Genomic DNA, 19139 nt, shown 5'->3' with positions numbered 1-19139 from the left:
TCTGAAGATTACGCTATTTCTTCATCATCTTTGCAAGATTAGCAAACGGGTTGTGCGTCGCGTGCTGGTGGTTATCGAGCTCTGCTTTCGCATCCACGCCATAACGCTCATGGTCAGTGTACTTAGAATGTTCGTGATCGTGACAGTACAGGCATAACAGCTCCCAGTTACTGCCATCTTCCGGGTTATTGGTGTGGTCGTGATCAACGTGGTGGACAGTTAACTCGCGCAGGTTTGAATACACAAACTCTCGCGCGCATTTTCCACAAACCCAAGGGTAGAGTTTCAGTGCTTTTTCACGGTAGCCACTCTCTTTTCGTGCATACGCGGCACTTGAACCATTGTAATCAGACGACATTGCTAAATTCCTAGTTATTGTATTGGCGTGATTTTATCACAGCTATCTTCAAGTCGTTGTTGAGTCACCGCAAATCATCTCTCAATTTTCAACGATGTGCTTCAAATTCACTCGTGCAGTTCTCGCCTTGTTTAGAACCGACAAACACGGTTATTTCTTTCTGGAATAAGCCATGCTTAACAGTTTGAAAATAAATCGTATTCGGGGGTTTTAACCGAGAGACTGTGACCTAATATCAATGTGTGAGACCCTATATCAAAAAGGAAATACTATGTCAGAACAATACACTCCACCGAAAGTTTGGGTAAACAATACCGACGGCGGAAATAAATGGGCAAACATCAATAGCCCTGAATCTGGCGCGAGATTCGAACGCGATCTGCCAGTTGGCAAACACGCATTTCAGCTTTACTCGCTAGGCACTCCGAACGGTCAAAAAGTTACTATTATGCTTGAAGAGTTGCTTGCACAAGGCGTGAAAGAAGCCGAGTACGATGCGTATCTGATCAACATCGGTGAGTCGGATCAATTCTCTTCTGGTTTTGTGGGTGTGAACCCGAACTCTAAGATCCCAGCATTGGTTGATAAGTCTGGCGACGAAGCGGTTAATGTCTTTGAGTCGGCTTCGATTCTGATGCATTTAGCAGAGAAATTTGGTCACTTCTTACCAAAAGAGGGGGCTGCACGTACTCAAGCGATCAACTGGTTGTTCTGGGCACAAGGCTCAGCACCATTCCTAGGTGGCGGTTTTGGTCACTTCTATGCCTACGCCGACGAAAAGCAAGAGTACCCAATTAACCGCTTTGCGATGGAAGCAAAACGTCAATTGGATGTACTAGATAAGCAGTTAGCCAACAATGAGTTTGTGTCGGGTGACGAACTGACGATTGCTGATATGGCGATTTGGCCATGGTACGGCAATCTAGTACTTGGCAACCTCTATGATGCAGCAGAGTTCCTACAAGTGGAGACATACACCAATGTTGTGCGTTGGGCGAAACAGCTTGAAGCGCGTGAAGGCTTTCAGCGCGGTCGTATTGTCAACCGTTCATGGGGCGAAGCATGGGAGCAACTACCAGAGCGCCACTCGGCCGAAGATATCGATAACGTATTGAAACTAAAGCCGGAGTAATACCGTCTTTTGATTGCAGAGAAGCTTATTGATGATGACAGTTGGTGGTGTATTCGCATCAAAAGTCAAGTTATCAAGCGGTAAGCTTCTTTGTTCAGTCACTCAAACTTATGTAAACTACCGCCATCATATTGTGTAAGGATGGTTATATGTACCACGGTCATATCTATTTCCCTCTGCGATTTGCAGAGCAAGCCGAAGCGCTTCGTCAGAAGATCATTGCAGAGCGAAAAGATGTTCTTGAAGTTTTCCCTTTGGTTCAGCGTCTTGTAGGCCCTCACAAAATGCCTATGTTTGAGATGCATTTTGCCAATAAAGATTCAGGCATTATTGAATGGCTTGAACAGGAACGCGGTGATATGTCAGTGCTTATCCACCCTGTGACTGGCGGTGAAGAAACACTGGATCATACTGTTCGTGCTATTTGGCTTGGTCGAGAGCTGGGTGTCTTTGAAGAGACATTAACCAGCTAAGCTGCGATATCAAAACAAGTTAAGTTATTATATTGTTCTTTGGCCTTTCCGGGGCACATCAGACAAAAAAGGCTCCTCAAATGAGGAGCCTTTGTTCTGCTAATGAGCAGTTTATAGGAGCTTAATGAAGTGGGGGTTAAGCTGCTGCAGTTACCTTCGAATCGCTCATCTTTTTAAGTGCTGCGTAACCGAAACCAGTTACCGCTGTACCTGCTGCAATCGCCACTAGGTACATAAGTACTGGAGAGATAGCACCCGGAATCAGTAGAACGAATAGACCACCGTGTGGAGCCATCAGTTGAGCACCAAACAGCATTGATAGAGCACCAGTCAGAGCACCACCTGCCATACACGCTGGGATAACACGCATTGGGTCTTTCGCTGCGAATGGAATCGCACCTTCAGAGATGAAGCATAGACCAAGAACGAATGACGCTTTACCCGCTTCACGCTCGCCCGCTTCAAACTTGTCTTTCACTAGGAAAGTCGCAAGACCCATACCTAGAGCAGGAACCATACCTGCTGCCATGATTGCTGCCATTGGTGCGTAAGTTTGTGAAGCCAGTAGACCAACACCGAATGTGTAAGCTGCTTTGTTTACTGGGCCACCAAGGTCGAAACACATCATTGCGCCTAGAATCACACCTAGCAGAATCGCGTTAGACGTACCCATGTTGTTTAGGAAGTCTGTCATTGCGCTCATTACGCCAGAAACCGGACCACCTACGATGTAAACCATCACAAGGCCAGTGAACAAGCTCGCGATAAATGGAATGATCAGAATTGGTTTCAGTGCTTCCATAGATTGTGGAAGTTGAACCTTGTCAGCAATGAACTTCGCAGAGTAACCTGCAATGAAACCAGCTGCGATACCACCTAGGAAGCCAGCGCCTGTAGAGCTAGCCAGCATACCGCCGATTAGACCCGGAGCCAGACCCGGACGGTCAGCAATTGAGAATGCAATGAAACCAGCAAGAACCGGAATCATCAATGCGAATGCTGAACCACCACCGATAGTCATCAGTGCTGCCGCTAGTGTGCCTTCTTCTTTAAACGCTTCGATACCGAATACGAAAGAGAGCGCGATGATCAAACCACCCGCTACAACAACAGGTAGCATGTGAGATACACCTGTCATTAGATGCTTGTACACGCCTTTCTTCTCATCGGCAGGTGCTGCTTGTGAAGAAGAAGCTGTGTGTTGATATGGCTTAGCTTCAGCGAACGCCTTCTCAAACTCTTGAGTTGTCTTTTTAAGCGCAGGACCCGTTGTTGTTTTGTAAAGAGGCTTACCGTTGAAACGATCCAGTGGAACGTCGATGTCGGCTGCGATGATAACAAGGTCAGCGTCTGCGATTTCTTGGTCTGTTAGTTGGTTCTTCGCACCTACAGAGCCGCGAGTTTCCACTTTGATTTGGTGACCTAGGCGTTTGCCTTCTGCCTCAAGCGCTTCTGCTGCCATGAAGGTATGTGCAACACCCGTTGGACAAGCAGTAATCGCAACGATCTTTTTGCTGCCTGTAGCTGGCGAAGTACCCGTCACTTCAACAGTGCTTTCAACTTGAGATGCGTCTAATACCGTTGCTTCTGCTACCGCTTTCTCTAGAAATGCTTTTGCATCTGCAGTGCACTCAGAGATAGCTGCTTGGTAAACCTTTTTGCCTACGAAACGTGTTTTATCAACGTTTGTGTTAGCTGCAATAACCACAACGTCGCTGCTATCGATAGCGTCTTGTGATACTGGAGATTCAGGTAGTACGCTTGATTGGCATTCAATAGCGGCGTTCCAACCCAGTGCTTTTGTTGCTTGCTCTAACAAGCCTGCTGCGATGATGCTGTTTGCAACGCCACTTGGGCATGCGGTGATAATGGTAATATTCATAATAAACCTTTTGTCCTATTTGCTTGTGTCTAACTGGCTAGTTGGAGCACTAAGCACCTGTAATTGGATATTTTGTAGTACTGAATCCAGCTCTTGTTGGCTGGTTACACTCACACCTACCTGCGAAACGGCTAGGGCAGATAGTGCGGTTGCGAATTTGATAAGTTCTGGTTTTGGCATCTGCTGCATGTGACCCCAACATAGGCCAGCGACTAAGGTGTCGCCTGCGCCAACTGTGCTCACGACTTGCATTCGTGGTGGTTGAGCGTGTAACCATTCACCTTGGTTAAGCCACATCACGCCATCTGCTCCTAGAGAAACAACAATGTTCTCAATGCCTTTCTCGCTCAGCGCTTGGCCTGCTTGTTGGCACTGCTTCGGTGTAGTGAGTTCTGCATTGAACAGTTGAGATAGCTCTTCGTCGTTAGGCTTGATAAGCCAAGGCTGCGCATTGATACCTGCTTTTAGTGCATCACGGCTGCTGTCGAACAATACTTTCTTACCTAGGTCGCGTAGGCGTTGTACCCAAGAAGCACAAAGCTCTGGAGATACCCCTTGAGGTAAGCTACCTGCAATTACGAAGTACTCGTGGTCTTCTGCAAGCTCTAGCAGTGTTTTTTCAAATGCGCTGATCGCATCTCGATCAACTGGTACACCCGGGAAATTAATGTCACTAACTTGGCCGGAGGTTTCCACTAGCTTCACGTTGATGCGCGTTGCGCCGTCGACACGAATGAAGCGGTCGGTTGCACCCATCTCTGCAAACAGTTGGCAAAATGCCTCTTCATTGTTGCGACCCAAGAAACCCGTAACGGTTACTTTTGCGCCCAGCTCAGAAAGCACTTTTGCTACGTTTACGCCTTTGCCCGCAGCATGTAGCGACCCTTGGTTTACCAAGCTCACTGAACCTATGTTTAGCGTATCAACGCTACCTGTTAGGTCTAATGCTGGGTTCAGCGTTACCGTAACGGCTTTGATTTGCTTTAATTCAGTCATTGCCAATCCTTAACCTTCACCAAGGCCAGAAGCGATAGCTTTACCAATTGATTCAATAGCTTGTGCAGCATCGTCACCTTCAGCTGTGAACTGAAGCTGGTGGCCATGTTTTACGCCAAGCGCGATAACTTTCATCAGGCTCTTCGCGTTCACTTCTTTGCCGTCACCGTCTAGGTTGGATACACGGATTGCTGCATCGAATTTCTTCGCTTCTGCAACTAGCATCGCGCCAGGGCGAGCGTGTAAGCCGTGTGCGTTTTTGATCTTAAAGATTGCTTGGTTGTCTGAGCCTTCAGCAGCAGTGCTTGGTGCTTCGCCTTTTAGCTGCGCAATCACACCTTCAATGTCTGAATCGATAAGTGCATTTTGCTTACCTTCAAAAACCAGCTGACTTAGGTTTGCTAGGATGTTTTGGTGTGCGCTGTTACACGCTGCGAATGCGACAAGCGCTTTAACTTGAGTGCCTTCAAACTCACAATCATTAGCCGTAGAAACAAAAGACACAGCAGTGCGAGTCACGCCTTTGTCGCTACCGATAAGCCACAAGCCTTGGCCCAAGTGAGTTGGTGTTTTAGTCACTAGGTCCGCAACGAATGCATTATCAGCGCAACCTGTGTTTTTCAGTAAACCACCTGCAACGGCAGACATTTGTACCATGTCGCTTGCTGGGAACTTAAGTTGAACTAAAGAAGCGTCTAGGTCTGCTTCAAGCTGAACTTCACCGTGAAGTAGGGCGATGATTTCGTCTTCTGTTTTTGCATGTTGCAGCTTTTGCTCAACGCCGTCAGCAGAAAGTACTTTGGTTAGCTGCTTTAGAATGCCTAAGTGTTCGTCTGATTTTGCTGCAATACCTATGGCGACGTAAACACGGTTGCCATCTGCCCAGTCGATGCCTTCAGGGAAGTGGTGTACGGCAACACCAGTCTCTTTTACTAAACCACGAGTGTCTGTCGTGCCATGAGGGATGGCGATACCGTTACCAAGGAAAGTAGAGTTTTGGTTTTCACGGTTCAGCATTCCTTCTACGTAACCTTCATCAACCAGACCTTTCTCAGTCAGTTTGCCAGCGATGTTACGAATAGCTTGGAACTTATCTTGCGCAGATTGACCAAGCGAAATGTCAGATTTAGTTAGTTTAAGCATGTTGCCTCTTTAGCTTATTGCTTTGTTTGAGCGTGTCGCTTCATTGTTGCTGTTATCCCGATTCAAGTTCTGCCTATTGAGTGCTGAACACCTTGCTGAATGTTTAGCTGAATCGGTTCAGCAAAAAGAGTAAAAAAATTCAGCAAAGCCCAGTTCTCGTGATAAAACTGATATTGCTGCTTAGCGTGCCTCGTTTCTTTTTAAAGATAGTCATTAATCTCAAAGTCGCTAAAAAAAGATGATTGGAGTCACTTTTCGGATTTTGCTGAATCCTTTCAGCTTTCATACTGAATCGATTCAGCATATAATTCAACTATTCTGAGGATCCGAACTTTGGTTCTATGATCCTACGCACAAAATACAGGCCCTTGATATGACACTTGATGAAATAGCGAAACTGGCGGGTGTATCTAAAACCACTGCAAGCTATGTGATTAATGGTAAAGCTCAGAAGTACCGCATCAGCGAGAAAACGCAGCAGAAGGTAATGGCAGTGGTGAACGAGCACAACTACCGTCCAGACCACGCTGCATCGTCATTGAGAGCAGGTAACAGCCGTTCATTTGGTTTGATTATTCCAGACCTAGAGAACAGCAGTTATGCACGTCTAGCTAAGTTGATTGAACAAAACTCTCGCAAAGTGGGTTACCAGATCTTAATCGGTTGTTCAGACGACGATGCTGAAACCGAGCGAAAAGTCGCAGAAGCCTTGGTGAGCCGTCGTATTGATGCCTTGCTGGTGGCGAGCTCGATGCCAGACGCTAACGAGTTCTATCTGCAACTTCAAAAATCGGGAACGCCAGTTATCGCCATTGACCGTCCGTTAGACGATGAGCACTTTGCCTGTGTGATCAGTGAAGATTTCGAAGCAGCGTTTGAACTGACGCACTCTATTCTTGATGACAATATTCAAAGCATTGGCTTGATTGGTGCCTTGCCTGACCTAAACATCTCGCGCGAGCGTCAGTTGGGGTTTGAAGCGGCCAATAAAGCGCATACCCAGCAAAACGGGCTGCAAGATAACAAACCCACGGTTGTCGGTTATGGTGAGCACTTTGATCGAGAATCGGGGCGAGAAATCTTTGAAGAGTGGATTGCGAAAGGAACGGTGCCGGATGCGATCGTCACTATGTCCTACACCTTGTTGGAAGGGGTACTGGATGTGATGGTTGAAAAGCCTGAGCTGGTCAACCAAGTTAAGCTAGCGACTTTTGGTGACAACCGTTTGTTGGATTTCTTACCATTTAAAGTACATTCACTGCCACAACAGTTTGAGGTTATTGCAGACAGCGCATTCGCTTTGGCATTGAACGCTTCAGCAAAACGTTACCAGTCTGGTATTGAACTGGTGCCAAGAAGCCTGGTAAAGCGTAACTAAAACAGTTAGCGTAAGCTCTAATTTCTTATCCAAGCCTCAGCGCCATTAAAGTGCTGAGACTTTTTTATTGAATCAATAAACCGAATTCGACCAGTGCCACAATCCCTAATAACAGGGCCAGTACCTTCCAAAACTGGATTGGGTTTCTATTGAGTAGCGGTTGCTGGGTCTTTCGCTTCACCAGTTTAGAGTTGGGTGTGTAGAGATCAGAGATAAAGTCGCCGAGCACGGAGTAACGCTCTGTTGGCTGCTCCGCACAGGCTTTTTGTAGCACCAAATCGAACCAAGCGGGCAAGTCAGGGCGTAGGTGAGTAATAGGCTGATAGTGCCATTGATGATGACGAGATTGAGCCAAAGATCGCGGTGTCATTTCTGGATAAGGCAGTTGTCCTGTCAGCATTTCATAACCAATTACCGCGACAGAAAATAGATCAGAGCGTGTGGTCGCAATATTCTGCTTAATGGTTTCCGGAGCGATGTAGTTGACCGCACCAAGCGGAACCGCATCCTCTTCAACGGGTAAACCTTCTTCGATGCCGCGAATCAATACTGCACCAAGGTCTATCAGCTTAATATCGCCATTCGGTAGTAACATGATGTTTTCGGGCTTCAGATCGCGATGAACTATATCTGCACGCTGCAGTACACGAATGCCCTGAATGATCTTTTCCAGAATAGTACGCACTTCTGGCAGGTTTGGTTTGGGGTTGTCGTACATCCACTGCCTTAAGGTTACGCCCTCAACCATCTCACACACTTGATAAAGAAACTGCGAACGTTCATCAGTCGGGTAGACCTTCATAATGCGTTTGTTGTTAAGCAGCATGCCTGCCCACTGTTCGTTGTAAAACGCTTTGAGCTGCGCTGGATCGTCGTGATATTGCATTGAAGGCACCTTTATCACGAATTCGGTTTGGGTCTGGGTTTGCATCACACGATATACGTGGCTGCGGGTGCCAGAGTAGAGCACTTCTAGAACCTGAAACTGGTCGATCATCTGCCCAAGTTTTAATACCGGAGGAATGACGCGTGTCGCGAGCTTTTCATGAAACTCAATCAATGATGGCTTAGGCAGTTGTGTTACCTCAATCATCAAACAGCTGACGTTATCCTTGCTGTGCATTGCCAAGGCTTTGTTACAGATCGCCTGAGTCGCCAGTTCAAAATCATTCTGGTTATTGGTTCCTTCGACTAGATCTTCTTCGTCAATAAACTCATGCACGCCGTCGGTTGTCAGAATAAAGCGGTCTTTCACTTGTATGGGTAGAGTCTGATAGTCAACATTCAGTTGGCTATCCATACCAAGCGCGCGCGTGAGGTAGTGGGTATTCACCAAGTTTTTGCGAGTATGATCGCGGGTTAACTGCTGAATTTTACCATCACGCAGTAAGTAGATGCGGCTGTCGCCAACGTGGAAGATATGAGCCGTGTTAGATTTGATGATCACCGCGCTGAAGGTCGAGACCATGGTGTTATGAGCGAGCTGTTTATCGTCATCAAGCTCAGAGAAGGAGGCGTTAAATAACCAAGAGTTCAGTGAAGTCAGTACCTTCTGAGCCGAGCGTTGAATGCTCCAGCTTTCCGGCGTTGCGTAGTAGTCAGTAATGAACTGCATCACGCTGGTGTGACTGGCTTTTTGTCCCTGTTCACTGCAACTCACACCATCGGCAATACAGGCCACGCTGCCCTTGAACTCTTGTTCGGCACGGGTTTTAGGGTGCTTAACGATAATCGCATCCTGATTTTCGTTTCTAACCCCTTGATGTGAGTAACCACCATAGTTGAGCTTGAGTTGATTGCTTGCCTGCGGATGAATACCTTGTTCCGCGTCTTGGCTTGTATTTGTATCAGCTGCTGTTTGGCTTTGGCTAAATGAGAGAGTCATAACGTCCTTGCTCCTATCTGCTCATTGTTTGAAAAGGAAGGGAAAGAACAAAAGCTCCGGTCAGAAACAAGAGCTTTTGAACGAAGTCACCGAGTGTCGCAATCCCGGCTCCTTCTCCCGATATCATTCAATGAGTGGTTAGCTCGATACGTTAATTAACGTCACGCTACCATCGTCATTTACCTCAGCAATTTGACCATTTGGCTCTTCCATAAACATTAGAGTCAGGAAGCCAAGTACCGCTGTTGCTGCAATCACAAGGAAGAACGTTTGGTAGCTCACGAATGAAAGTACCGTTAGGTAAACCACCGCACCCACGTTACCGTAAGCCCCCGTCATACCCGCGATTTGACCTGTCATACGGCGCTTAATCAGTGGTACTGTCGCAAATACTGCCCCTTCACCTGCTTGTACGAAGAAAGAACACGCCATTGCTGCCACAACCGCCAACCATACAGGCCATGTGCTGTCGACTTGACCCATTGCAAAGTAGCCCACCGCTAGACCTGCAGTTAGGATAAGCAGTGTTGGTTTACGGCCAAATTTATCTGAAATCCAACCACCACCTGGGCGAGACATTAGGTTCATAAAGGCGTATGCCGACGCCACCATACCTGCTAGAACTGGCGTTAGCTCAAAGGTTTCAGAGAAGAACAGTGGCAGCATAGAAACCACAGCCAGCTCTGAACCAAATGTTGCGAAGTAAAGCACGTTCAATACCGCAACTTGCTTAAATTTGTACTGATGAATCTCTGGCACTTCTTCCTTGAAGACGTTCTTATTCACTTTCCAAACTTGAGATACTTCATACACATACAGCGCAGCCAGTACCGCATACACACCGTATACTGCTGAGTCTGATAGCATGCCGATACCTGATGGAGACAGTTTCCAAGCCAGTAGCGCAAGAGCCGCGTACATAGGGATCTTCATGATGAGTAGAAAGAAAAAGTCACCCTTAGACGTTACTTCCATCGCTGTAACTTGAGCAGGTTTGAAGTAAGTAGAACCTTTTGGTGTATCCGATACGTTTTTGTAGAAGATAACCGAGAACAGAAGGCTCATTGCACCTGTCACACCCACGGCATAACGCCAGCCATCTTCGCCACCGAAAACCAGTGCCAGAGTAGGAAGAGTGAACGCAGCCGCAGCTGAACCGAAGTTACCCCAACCACCGTAGATACCTTCTGCTGTACCCAGTTCGTTATGTGGGAACCACTCAGATACCAAGCGAATACCAACCACGAAGCCAGCACCGATGAAGCCGAGTAGGAAACGTGCGATAGCTGCTTGCATGAACGAGTCAGCGAGCGCGAACATGAAACATGGAATCGAACAGATAGCGAGTAGGGCAGAGTAGACCAGTCTTGGACCATAGCGGTCGGTCAACATACCAATGGCGACACGCGCCGGAATGGTTAATGCCACGTTTAAGATTAAGAGAGTTTTGATCTCTTCAGTGGTTAAGCCTAAAGAGGTTTTTACCATTTGCAGTAGTGGCGCAAAGTTAAACCAAACCACAAAGGTGATGAAAAAGGCGATCCAGCTAAGGTGTAAGATTTTCATCTTACCTGTGAATGAGAGCAGCGAAAATTTTGAGTTATCCATGTATTAAATCCTTTAAATATGGAAAGTGTCTAGAGTTTTTCTAGCCGTTCACATGCCAACTCCGTAGCGAGCCTAAGTGTTTAATTATAGGCGGCTAAGGCATGGGTATTGGGTGATTCTGAAATACGACCTAATGCGTGATTAGTTTGCTAACGCTTCGGGTGCCAGTACTTGAATATCGTTACCTTGTCTGCGCACTTCAAAGCGAGTCAGAGCGTGTTCAGGCTCTTCTAAACAAGCGCCTGTCTCTAGATGGTAATGCTGCTTGTAAAGGGGAGAAGCGACGTACGGCTCTCCACTTAACGAGCCAATAATACCACGTGACATGACATTGGCTTTACCAATTGGGTCGAAATTTGAAAGGCCATAAATCTTGTCACTGCGCTTGCAGTAAAAGATCGCGACTTGATGATCAGCCACTTTGGCACACACACCCGCGTTGGGCGTTAGATCCTCTTGGGAACAAACAGTGGTCCAGTTTTCCATGACAGTCTCCTTGTCAATTTGTTGAGTCTTAGATTTTGTTCAATTTCGTAAAAATGAAGGTCGTAAAGAAAGAAGGTCGCTAGCAGAGTATTGCGTAGTGAAGGGCCTGCTAACGACCAAACTGGCTACGAGACTTCCGTAATTTCAATCTGTTCAGAACTATTCAGCGCTTGAGTACGCTCGGCATCGTGGTCAGTGTTGATGATTGGTTTCGGGAAGCGCTGTTCGCGTTCGGTAATGAACGACAAGCTCTTATCCATCTCGTCACTGTTGATGTAGTGTTGGAAGCGCTTCATTTTCGCTGGGTTTTCGATGGTGGTCTTCCACTCACATTGGTACTTCTCGATGTTGAGCGCGATGTCCGCTTCCAGTTCAGCAGCGACATTGAGTTTGTCTTCAATGACCACTTCTTTGAGGTAGTCCAAGCCGCCCTCCAGGTTCTCCATCCAAACAGAGGTACGCTGTAAGCGATCAGCAGTACGGGTGTAGAACATCAGTACGCGGTCGATGTATTGAATCAGCGTTTGTTCGTCGAGGTCGGTTGCGAATAGGTCGGCGTGACGTGGGCGCATACCGCCGTTACCACACACGTATAGGTTCCAGCCTTTGTCGGTCGCGATAACACCAATGTCTTTTGATTGCGCTTCGGCACATTCACGCGTACAGCCAGATACAGCGAATTTGATCTTGTGAGGTGAGCGTAGGCCCTTGTAGCGGTTCTCTAGTTTGATTGCGAGGCCGACACTGTCGTTTACGCCATAACGACACCAAGTGCTGCCCACACAAGACTTCACTGTACGAACCGATTTACCGTAGGCATGGCCGGTTTCAAAGCCTGCATCAATCAACCTTTTCCAAATAGCGGGCAGTTCGTTCAATTGCGCGCCAAATAGGTCGACACGTTGGCCGCCAGTGATCTTGGTGTAGAGGTTGTACTCTTTTGCTACTTCACCGAGCACAATCAGTCTGTCTGGGGTGATTTCGCCGCCGGCAATTCGTGGAACCACAGAGTAGGTGCCATCTTTTTGCATGTTGCCAAGGTAGATGTCGTTGGTGTCTTGCAACTCGATGTGCTCATCCTCAAGGATGTAGTCGTTCCAGTAAGAGGCGAGGATAGAGCCAATCGCAGGTTTACACACAGTACAACCTAAGCCTTGCCCGTGAGATTCCAGTAGTTCATCGAATGTCCTGATTTTGTTGACGCGGATAATGTCGGTTAGCTCTTGGCGAGAGTAGGCAAAGTGCTCACAGATATCGTTAGAAACCTCAACACCTAGGTTGCTAAGTTCGCTGTCCAATACCTGTTTCGCTAGGGCAGAACAGCCACCGCAGCCTGTCGAAGCATTGGTCGACTCTTTCAGTGCTGCCATTGTGGTGCAGCCTGCGGAAACCGCTTCTTTGATATCGCCTTTGGTTACATCGAAACATGAACAGATCACGGCGCTGTCTGGAAGGGCTTCAACCCCCATAGCGCTGCCAGAGTCGTCAGCAAGGTTTGGAAGAATCAGAACTGATGGGTTTTCTGGCAGCGGCATGTCATTTTGCTTGATTTGCAGCAGTGAACCGTAAGCTTCAGCATCACCCACCAACACGGCACCAACGATCTTCTTGCCATCAGCAGAAATGATCAGGCGTTTGTATACCTGTTCGATTTCATCGTTGTAAGTGTAAGACTGGGCGCCTTCTGTTTTGCCGTGTACTTCACCGATACTGGCTACATCTACGCCCAGCAGTTTAAGTTTGGTGCTCATGTCTGCACCGGTGAAGCTGCTTTCATCTTCACCATTTGAAAGGATATGGCTAGCCGCCACTTTCGCCATAGAGTAGCCCGGAGCGACTAAGCCGAAGATCTTGTTGTCCCACAGTGCGCACTCACCAATCGCGTAGACATCATCGATGTTGGCTTGGCAGTAATCATCAATCACGATACCGCCACGCTCGCCAATCGCGATATCAGAACTACGCGCCAATGCGTCTTGAGGGCGAATACCAGCAGAGAACACGATCATATCGGTCTCAAGATGAGTGCCGTCTGCAAAGTTCATGCGGTAGCGAGCCGTTTCACCTGCGACAATCTCAGAGGTCGCTTTCTCGGTGTGAACCTGTACGCCTAAGTCTTCGATTTTACGGCGTAGTAGTGCGCCGCCACCTTCGTCGAGTTGAACCGCCATTAAGCGAGGCGCGAACTCGACCACATGGGTTTCTAAACCAAGGTTTTTCACTGCGTTAGCCGCTTCTAAACCGAGCAGGCCACCGCCGATTACCACGCCCGATTTACTCTGCTTACTCGAAAACTCAATCGCATCTAAGTCTTCAATAGTACGGTAGACGTGACAGTGTTCCTGATCGTTACCCGGGATTGGCGGTACGAATGGGAATGAGCCAGTAGCAAGAATCAGTTTGTCGTAGCTTTCACGATGACCGCTGTTGGTGACTACCGCTTTGTTTTCGGTATCAAGCTCAGTCACCTTGGCATTCACCAAGTACTTAACGCCATTCTCTTGATAGTAAGCTTCGCTAGTGAGGGCCAAGTCGTCTGCTGACTTACCGTTGAAGTAAGCAGTGAGCTGAACACGGTCGTAGGCAAGACGTGATTCTTCACTAAAGGTGATGACTTCGTATTGGTCTGAGTTTGCTTGAATGATGTTGTCGATAAATTTGTGGCCAACCATGCCATTACCAACGACGACAATTTTCTGTTTGCTCATAGTAAATTCCTTTTTTGCTGGCTTCCTAGCGTTTCTAAAAACAGTCCACTCTCAATGGTGGGTAATTTGCTGTTCTTCCAATGAACTTAAAAACTGTGAATTTTGGGTTATTGGTTTTTAGGTCAGCAAGTAGGGTGCCAGATAAAAAAGGCGATCGTAAAAAATAATAATAATGAATATATTCAATACCTTAAATAAGTGATAAACACATCAATTACCCCTAAAGTGGTAGATTTTAAAAGTAAGAGATTTATGAAAATGAGCCTTTGTGGTGCAAAATTGATCAACATGGTGCAAATATCTCAATGTTTCTTCGGTTGGAATTAACTAACCTTACTTTTTGAATGTGGATTGATTTTAACTAGCTGTAATTAAATGAGTTTTTTATTGTCTCTCATTGAGCTAAATAGTGGTGCGCAAATTGCTTTATTAAAAAAGAGAAATTTTCACTATTGAGTGGGAGCTGAAAATGGCTTTCTGATTACTCCGGTGGAAGAGATAAAAAAGAACATTGCACGAGGGAAGAGTGATGAGTTCAAACAAGGATTGGATCAAATCAACGTGTGCTTACTGTGGCGTAGGTTGTGGCATTGAAGTAAGGCCAACGGCTTCAGGTAAATTGGAAGTGCGTGGCGACAAAGAGCACCCATCGAACTATGGTAAGTTGTGTACTAAGGGCGCAGCACTGGGCGATACCGTTACGCCGATAGGCCGCTTAACCCAACCGATGAAAAGAGTCGCAAGCGGACAGCAGCTGTTACCTTGGGGCGAAGCGTCGCAGCTGGTGGCAGACAAGTTCACCCAAGCGATCAAAGAGCATGGCCCAGACTCGGTCGCCTTTTATGTTTCAGGCCAACTTCTGACTGAAGATTACTATGTTGCCAACAAACTGATGAAAGGCTTTATCGGTAGCGCCAACATCGACAGTAATTCACGCCTCTGTATGGCCTCGAGTGTGGTAGGGCATAAACGCGCATTTGGCAGCGATACCGTTCCAGTCTGTTATGAAGATCTTGAACAAGCAGAGGTGGTGGTGATCACTGGCTCAAACCTCGCTTGGTGTCACCCTGTTCTGTTTCAACGCCTGCGTGCGGCTAAGCAAGCTAACCCAGCAATGAAAGTGATCGTGATTGACCCTCGTTATACCGACACTTGCGAAATTGCCGACATCCACTTGGCGTTAGAATCGGGCTCTGACGTCGCACTGTTTAATGGCTTATTAGCGTATCTCGATGATCACGACAAGCTCGCCCCAGACTATATTGAAAAACACACACAAGGCTTTACCGAAGCGATTCGAGCAGCAACGCGATATCGTTATACCGAAAATGGCTGGGGTGACAAAAGCGTTTCTGAGCTGACAGGATTAACTGAAGCGCAGCTCAAGCAGTTCTACTCTCTGTTTGCATCCAACGACAAGGTGCTCACCATCTATTCTCAGGGCGTAAACCAATCTACCCAAGGGTGCGACAAGGTTAACGCCATTCTCAACTGCCATTTGGCGACAGGTAAAATTGGTAAAACAGGTATGGGGCCATTCTCGGTGACAGGCCAACCGAACGCGATGGGGGGCCGTGAAGTAGGTGGCTTAGCCAATACGTTGGCAGCGCACTTTGAATTTGGTGATCCGCAGTCACACCAAACCGTGAGCGAGTTTTGGCAGACCGACAACTTAGCAACCCATGCCGGTTTAAAAGCCATTGATCTATTCGATGCTATGAACGACGGCAAGATAAAGGCGGTGTGGATCATGGCGACAAACCCCGTTGTAAGCTTGCCTGATAGTGAGAAAATCAAAACAGCATTAGAGAAATGTCCATTTGTTGTGGTGTCGGACTGTATTGCCGATACCGAAACCACACGACTAGCTGATGTAGTTTTGCCTGCCCAAGGTTGGAGTGAAAAGTCGGGTACCGTAACCAACTCTGAACGCAGAATCTCGCGCCAACGCCGCATATTGCCAAGCCCAGGGGAAGCCAAACCTGATTGGTGGATATTAAAAGAAGTGGCGCAAAAGATGGGATTTAAAGAACAGTTTGATTACCGACACGAAGGCGAGATCTTCAAAGAGTATTGCGAGATGACTGCACTTGGTAATGAAACAGGCAAAGCACGCGATTTGTGTTTGATTGGACTAACCAAACTCGATGAAAAAGGCTATGGCGAACTCACCCCACAGCAGTGGCCGGTGCTGGAGTACCAACCAGACATCATCGAGCAGCGTATGTTTACCGATGGGGAGTTCTTTACCGAATCGGGCAAAGCGCAGTTCATCGCGGTTGAGCATGACAAACCGATTGCCGATACCAGTGTCGAGTTCCCACTCATTATGAACACGGGGCGTATCCGAGATCAATGGCATACCATGAGCCGCACTGGTTTGGCAGCAGGCTTGGGCGAACATACACCTGAACCGTTCGTAGCCATGCATCCAGACACGGTTGCCGAATTAAACCTCGATGAGTTTGGCTTAGATGCTTTCAACCATGCGACCGTCAACCCAGTGGTGAGAGTACGCAGCGCACAAGGGGAGTGCCAAGCGCGTTTAGTCGTCACCAAAGAGATGCGCCGCGAACAAGTGTTTATGCCTATTCACTGGAACGCCCCAACAGCGAAAGACAGCAAGCCGTGCGACCTGATTCTGCCTCATACCGATGCCGCATCCGGTCAGCCGGAATTCAAGCACACTCCAGTCATAGTGGAGCCATGCGGTTATCGCAGTGAAGCGGCACTGGTGAGTGACAAGGTAATGGATTGCAGCGGGTTTGATTACTGGGTAAGGCAAAGAGTGGAGGGCGGCTTTTTGTATCGCATATCTTCATCTAAGAACTCAATGGAGTTGGTGATTCAACTAGCCAACACCCTTGAAGCACTACCAGAATCTGACGCCGATGCGATTAAGTCGCTGCACTATCACGGCAATAAATCATTCAAGAACTATGGCTCTGCCAAGTTGGATCAATTCGGCGTGAAGCAGGCTTTTGTGGTCAATAGTAAGCTCGACCATGACAGTATCGACTGGCTGGTGGCGTGCTTAACTCGCGAAGCTGATGAAGAGTTTGAAGCCGAGTTTTTAAGTACGTTGGCCAAATAGTCGATGAAGTTAATGAACTCCATTAAGTAATATTTATTTTATGAATCAATGGCTAATGAGAGCGCGCTACAGCAGTTCGTGATTGTTAACTCGCTATTGATCAGAAAAGCAGAGGACTCTTTTGTTTGTCGTGATCTTGTGAACAACCTTTGTTAAATCTTAAGCTATCAGATACCTAATGATTGCATTCTTTAATGAGCAGTGATATTCAATGCGCCAAACCAATTAAAGAATCAGATTTATCCGCAATTGCTCTTTTATTGGATACTGAGAAGCGCTGTTGAATCATAACAGCGCTTTTTTGTTGTTGTCTTGTAGCCTGTAAGCGCAGTTACGATAGGTAGTGTTCATGAGTCAGTTAAAGGCTTTATTTGATAAATACATCCACTTGATGTCGGATCAATCAAAAGGGGTGGCAGCATCGATACTTTGTTCAATGCTGTTTGCTTGCATTCCTGCTTATGTACAAATACAGCCTGATATGGGGCCAAGTTTAATTTCTGGTGGCGAGAGTCACTGGTTGGCTGTGCAGCGTATTATTTGGAGCACGATGCTGTTCTTCATCTTGCTGTTTTTCACCAAGCGACTGGCTTTGCTGTGGGATGCATTGAAACAGTGGCGCAAGTGGCCAAAATACCTGACTTCAGCCTTGCTTGTTGCGCCACAATACTGGCTTTTCGTTTGGGCTCCTGCCAATGGAGAGACACTGAACCTCGCACTAGGCTACTTCACCATGCCTATCGTGATGGTGCTGATTGGTTGCTTCTATTACAAAGACAGCCTCACGAAGCTTCAAAAAGTGGCGTGTTATTTCGCTTTGGCAGGGACAATATATACCTATGTGCTGGCATCGGGTCTGTCTTGGGTGGTATTGGTAGTAGCGCTGGGTTATCCGGTCTACTTTATGTTTCGTAAAACCAATCCAATGCCGACCGATATTGGTTTGGCCGTCGACCACATTATGATGCTCCCTTGGGTTGTTTTGGCGATGTTCTATCTCTACCCAGCCGATCATTTTATGAACCTGCCAGCCACGTCCTACCTGTATTACCTTGGCCTTGCGATAGTGTCGGTTACACCAATGCTGCTCTACTTATTCGCTTATTCAAAGCTACCAGTATCTCTGTTTGGTTTAATGGGTTACGTAGAGCCGACCTTCATTTTTATTGTCGGGCTGTTAATTGGCGATAGCATTGCGCTTCACGAAGTACCAACCTACCTATTAATCTCGTTCGCCTTAATCGCGCTAGTGTTGGATGGCTACAAACGAATGAAAGCGAGCAGACTCGCCAAACAAGAGCGTTCTTAATAACTTAGCTGTAATCCTTCTACACATTAACGCCGACGATCTTGTCGGCGTTTTTCTTTTTGGGTATTGGTAATTCGTTCCATAAAATATAGTTAGTGCCTTTTTTTCGTCGTGCATGTCACGAGTTGGTTTTAAGCTAGATCGAGGTAAGTTGATGTCTAAATGAGTGATTTCAAAGTTTTTTGAACAAAAGCTGGAGGCTCCGCTTCACAACACCGTTTGGTCGTGGGGAAGTGAGAACACCAAAAGGATTTACCTACGTGCATGGAATCGCACCAAAGTCGGCGACAATCTCGGCTGGCAGATCACATGCTCAAATGAGTAGGGTGTAACCATTCTTATTAAAGGCAAGAAAACCGGCCTTGACTTATACACAGGCTAATTCTGCACCGCTAAGGAGTGGTCATGTATAACCAAGGCGACCTATGCCCACACTGCGGCTAAGAGTTCAACCAAGAAGATGATGAGTAACCAACCTATTTGGCTGTTTCTACATTTTTTGGAACTATACAGAATAATTCTGCTTTTGGTCACATTAGGAACAACGAGAAGTAGGTAAGGTACTGTTATTACAAAGGTTAGTTAGGCTTAGCCAAACAGTACAGATTACTAGACAGAATTGTTGCAAAGGTAAAATGCAGAATTATTCTGTCTAATAGAGCTGTTAGCCTACCCCCAACACTCACA

General features: G+C 47.0%; 13 protein-coding genes. 5 read left to right on the top strand and 8 right to left on the bottom strand.

Going from position 1 to position 19139, the window contains the following annotated elements:
* Positions 1–13 precede the first annotated feature (13 nt).
* Positions 14–358 carry a YajD family HNH nuclease gene (locus tag vsple_RS16115; protein ID WP_261883847.1) on the bottom strand — a complete coding sequence of 115 codons (345 nt, stop codon included), beginning with the start codon at positions 356–358 and terminating at the stop codon, positions 14–16.
* Positions 359–629: 271 nt separating this feature from the next.
* On the opposite strand from vsple_RS16115, the gene yghU reads away from it, so the two are divergent.
* Positions 630–1490 carry a glutathione-dependent disulfide-bond oxidoreductase gene (gene yghU, locus vsple_RS16110; protein WP_261883846.1) on the top strand — a complete coding sequence of 287 codons (861 nt, stop codon included), beginning with the start codon at positions 630–632 and terminating at the stop codon, positions 1488–1490.
* A 149-nt stretch (positions 1491–1639) separates the two neighbouring features.
* Positions 1640–1963: a DOPA 4,5-dioxygenase family protein gene (locus tag vsple_RS16105; protein WP_255232600.1), complete on the top strand. Its 324-nt coding sequence runs from the start codon at positions 1640–1642 to the stop codon at positions 1961–1963.
* Between the two features lie 136 nt (positions 1964–2099).
* On the opposite strand, the gene fruA is transcribed toward vsple_RS16105, so the two are convergent.
* From fruA to fruB, 3 genes are read right to left on the bottom strand one after another with little or no spacing between them, the layout of a single operon-like run.
* Positions 2100–3845 carry a PTS fructose transporter subunit IIBC gene (fruA, locus tag vsple_RS16100; RefSeq protein ID WP_261883845.1) on the bottom strand — a complete coding sequence of 582 codons (1746 nt, stop codon included), beginning with the start codon at positions 3843–3845 and terminating at the stop codon, positions 2100–2102.
* A gap of 15 nt (positions 3846–3860) precedes the next feature.
* On the bottom strand, positions 3861–4841 hold the full coding sequence (gene pfkB, locus vsple_RS16095) for a 1-phosphofructokinase (protein ID WP_261883844.1): 981 nt from the start codon (positions 4839–4841) through the stop codon (positions 3861–3863).
* A gap of 9 nt (positions 4842–4850) precedes the next feature.
* Entirely contained in the window at positions 4851–5984 is a 1134-nt protein-coding gene (fruB, locus tag vsple_RS16090; protein ID WP_261883843.1) for a fused PTS fructose transporter subunit IIA/HPr protein, read from the bottom strand.
* Positions 5985–6357: 373 nt separating this feature from the next.
* On the opposite strand from fruB, the gene cra reads away from it, so the two are divergent.
* The gene (cra, locus tag vsple_RS16085) at positions 6358–7362 is read left to right on the top strand and encodes a catabolite repressor/activator (protein ID WP_261883842.1); all 1005 of its coding nucleotides are present in this window, start codon (positions 6358–6360) and stop codon (positions 7360–7362) included.
* 64 nt (positions 7363–7426) lie between these two features.
* Here the strand turns inward: cra and vsple_RS16080 are convergent, their stop codons facing one another.
* The 4 genes from vsple_RS16080 to nirB form a co-directional block, all read right to left on the bottom strand.
* The gene (locus vsple_RS16080) at positions 7427–9247 is read right to left on the bottom strand and encodes a bifunctional protein-serine/threonine kinase/phosphatase (RefSeq protein WP_261883841.1); all 1821 of its coding nucleotides are present in this window, start codon (positions 9245–9247) and stop codon (positions 7427–7429) included.
* Positions 9248–9385: 138 nt separating this feature from the next.
* Positions 9386–10855: a NarK family nitrate/nitrite MFS transporter gene (locus vsple_RS16075; RefSeq protein ID WP_255232605.1), complete on the bottom strand. Its 1470-nt coding sequence runs from the start codon at positions 10853–10855 to the stop codon at positions 9386–9388.
* 141 nt (positions 10856–10996) lie between these two features.
* Positions 10997–11341 (bottom strand): nitrite reductase small subunit NirD, encoded by a 345-nt coding sequence (nirD, locus tag vsple_RS16070; protein ID WP_261883840.1) that lies wholly within the window; start codon positions 11339–11341, stop codon positions 10997–10999.
* A gap of 125 nt (positions 11342–11466) precedes the next feature.
* Entirely contained in the window at positions 11467–14049 is a 2583-nt protein-coding gene (gene nirB / locus vsple_RS16065; RefSeq protein ID WP_261883839.1) for a nitrite reductase large subunit NirB, read from the bottom strand.
* Between the two features lie 529 nt (positions 14050–14578).
* Here nirB and vsple_RS16060 point away from each other — a divergent pair.
* A complete protein-coding gene (locus tag vsple_RS16060; RefSeq protein ID WP_420833817.1) occupies positions 14579–17143 on the top strand; it encodes a molybdopterin oxidoreductase family protein in 2565 nt (854 codons plus the stop codon).
* Positions 17144–17492: 349 nt separating this feature from the next.
* Positions 17493–18452, top strand: coding sequence for an EamA family transporter RarD (rarD, locus tag vsple_RS16055; protein ID WP_261883837.1), 960 nt, complete (start codon positions 17493–17495; stop codon positions 18450–18452).
* Positions 18453–19139 lie beyond the last annotated feature (687 nt).

Source organism: Vibrio pelagius (assembly GCF_024347575.1).
GTDB classification, from domain to species: Bacteria; Pseudomonadota; Gammaproteobacteria; order Enterobacterales; family Vibrionaceae; genus Vibrio; species Vibrio pelagius.
The sequence above is the reverse complement of the archived record's forward strand: the minus strand, read 5'-3'. Positions and strand labels throughout refer to the sequence as shown.

Excerpts from the sequence above, each read along its gene's own strand:
- vsple_RS16115 (WP_261883847.1), bottom strand. The coding sequence starts at position 358 with ATGTCGTCTGATTACAATGGTTCAAGTGCCGCGTATGCACGAAAAGAG.
- yghU (WP_261883846.1), top strand. The coding sequence starts at position 630 with ATGTCAGAACAATACACTCCACCGAAAGTTTGGGTAAACAATACCGAC.
- vsple_RS16105 (WP_255232600.1), top strand. The coding sequence starts at position 1,640 with ATGTACCACGGTCATATCTATTTCCCTCTGCGATTTGCAGAGCAAGCC.
- fruA (WP_261883845.1), bottom strand. The coding sequence starts at position 3,845 with ATGAATATTACCATTATCACCGCATGCCCAAGTGGCGTTGCAAACAGC.
- pfkB (WP_261883844.1), bottom strand. The coding sequence starts at position 4,841 with ATGACTGAATTAAAGCAAATCAAAGCCGTTACGGTAACGCTGAACCCA.
- fruB (WP_261883843.1), bottom strand. The coding sequence starts at position 5,984 with ATGCTTAAACTAACTAAATCTGACATTTCGCTTGGTCAATCTGCGCAA.
- cra (WP_261883842.1), top strand. The coding sequence starts at position 6,358 with ATGACACTTGATGAAATAGCGAAACTGGCGGGTGTATCTAAAACCACT.
- vsple_RS16080 (WP_261883841.1), bottom strand. The coding sequence starts at position 9,247 with ATGACTCTCTCATTTAGCCAAAGCCAAACAGCAGCTGATACAAATACA.
- vsple_RS16075 (WP_255232605.1), bottom strand. The coding sequence starts at position 10,855 with ATGGATAACTCAAAATTTTCGCTGCTCTCATTCACAGGTAAGATGAAA.
- nirD (WP_261883840.1), bottom strand. The coding sequence starts at position 11,341 with ATGGAAAACTGGACCACTGTTTGTTCCCAAGAGGATCTAACGCCCAAC.
- nirB (WP_261883839.1), bottom strand. The coding sequence starts at position 14,049 with ATGAGCAAACAGAAAATTGTCGTCGTTGGTAATGGCATGGTTGGCCAC.
- vsple_RS16060 (WP_420833817.1), top strand. The coding sequence starts at position 14,579 with ATGAGTTCAAACAAGGATTGGATCAAATCAACGTGTGCTTACTGTGGC.
- rarD (WP_261883837.1), top strand. The coding sequence starts at position 17,493 with ATGAGTCAGTTAAAGGCTTTATTTGATAAATACATCCACTTGATGTCG.